This window comes from Streptomyces sp. NRRL F-5126, from assembly GCF_000721265.1.
Taxonomy (GTDB): Bacteria; Actinomycetota; Actinomycetes; order Streptomycetales; family Streptomycetaceae; genus Streptomyces.
In genome coordinates, this window is the sequence record NZ_JOFZ01000031.1 from 1 (window position 1) to 1,481 (window position 1,481).

General features: G+C 68.3%; 2 protein-coding genes. Both read left to right on the plus strand.

The window, feature by feature from the left end; all coding sequences use genetic code 11:
• The first annotated feature begins 136 nt into the window (after window positions 1-136).
• Window positions 137-319 carry a hypothetical protein gene (locus tag IH48_RS0132065; RefSeq protein WP_030912791.1) on the plus strand — a complete coding sequence of 61 codons (183 nt, stop codon included), beginning with the start codon at window positions 137-139 and terminating at the stop codon, window positions 317-319.
• Window positions 320-552: 233 nt separating this feature from the next.
• Window positions 553-1,236, plus strand: coding sequence for an SDR family NAD(P)-dependent oxidoreductase (locus IH48_RS0132070; protein WP_051840981.1), 684 nt, complete (start codon window positions 553-555; stop codon window positions 1,234-1,236).
• Window positions 1,237-1,481: the final 245 nt, after the last annotated feature.

The following is a 1,481-nucleotide window of genomic DNA, read 5'->3' on the forward strand; positions in this document are numbered from 1 at the left end:
CGAAGACCACCCGCGCCATCCGCGACCAACCCGAACGAGCCCTCCCCATCCTGGGCATCACCTACAAGCCCGACCTCAACGGAACTTGATCAAGCCCTGACCGACAGGTCTCCCACTGGGAGAAGCATCGGAGGACATGGTGAGCAGCGTCGACTCTTCAGCTCAACAGGACGCTCAGGCGGCGCTTTTCGAGGCCATCGCGACTCAGGCGCGGCAGCAGGCGGAGCACCGTGACCACGGTGCGGTCGCCGCGGCCTTGAGGGACCTGGCGGAGACCTTCGCGTGGGCCGCGCACCAGCACCAGGGCCCGGGAGCCTAGGTTCTGTCCCCGACAATGGCCGGAGCCACAAGCGGATCGTGGCATTGGCGCCCGCACCGTGGAAGACGCAAGGCAGGTGCTCAGACGTGTCCGCCGTGCACGTTCAGGCGACGGCCAGGCGACGTCGTGACCGGCTCGGCAAGGCGTGCGAGCACCTTCTGACGGCTTTCCGCTCAGCCCTGCCGCTCCCCCGTCATCCCCAACCCAGCGGCCGCGACCGGAAGGCATCTCCCATGACTTCTCCATCACCGGACTCCGTCGCACTTGTGACCGGCGGGACGCGGGGGATCGGCAAGGCCGTGGCGATGGGGCTCGCCTCTCGTGGAGCACACGTCCTTGTGGCGGACAGCGACCGCACGGCGGGCAGGCGTGTGGTGGATGAGATCCAGGTCGAAGGCGGTACGGCGCAGCATGTCCCGTGCGACCTGGTCGACGCCAACTCGGCCAGGGCGCTCGCACACGATGCCGTCCAGCTCGGGGGTACCCTCGACATCCTGGTGAGTACCACGTGCGCAACGCCGTCGGGCTCGGCAGGCGAGACGCCCGAGGACGTGTACGACCGTCTCTTCGGCATTGACGTGAGATGTCTCTACTTCCTCGTCGGAGCCCTTGCACCCACCATGGCCAGGGTGGGAAGAGGGGCGATCGTCAATACTCTGTGCACGGAGGTCGGCCACCTCCCCGGCGCGGCTCTCTACCGTTCGGCAAGGGCCGCGGTCGAGCAACTCACCACGTCCTGGGCGTCGGAGTACGGTCCGCACGGAATCAGAGTGGGTGGCGTGTGCCTGGAGTCCCGTGCGCGCATCGCGGGCCGCTCGACGGCGGAGCCGGCCGACTGTGAACTCATACGGCGGGTCGTGACGGAGGACGAGGCGGTGTCCGCCGTGGCGGTGCTCGCCGGTATCCCCGCAGCCTGAATGAAGCCGGTCTTCTGCACCATGTCGAGCAGACGCCGGTGCGCTCGGGCAAAAGCTGGTGGGAGCGCTCGCTCCTAGGCGTGGTTCCCGCCGGCGCGGTCCGCGGCGATCCACTCCCTCGCCACAGCGGCTTCCGCGACCATTGTCTCGCGGGCGTTCTCCAGAACGGCTGACACCTGCGGTGCTGGGATGACGACCGACGGGCCTGTTGGCCTCGAATGGGGTGATGGTGTCGCCGCCCCACT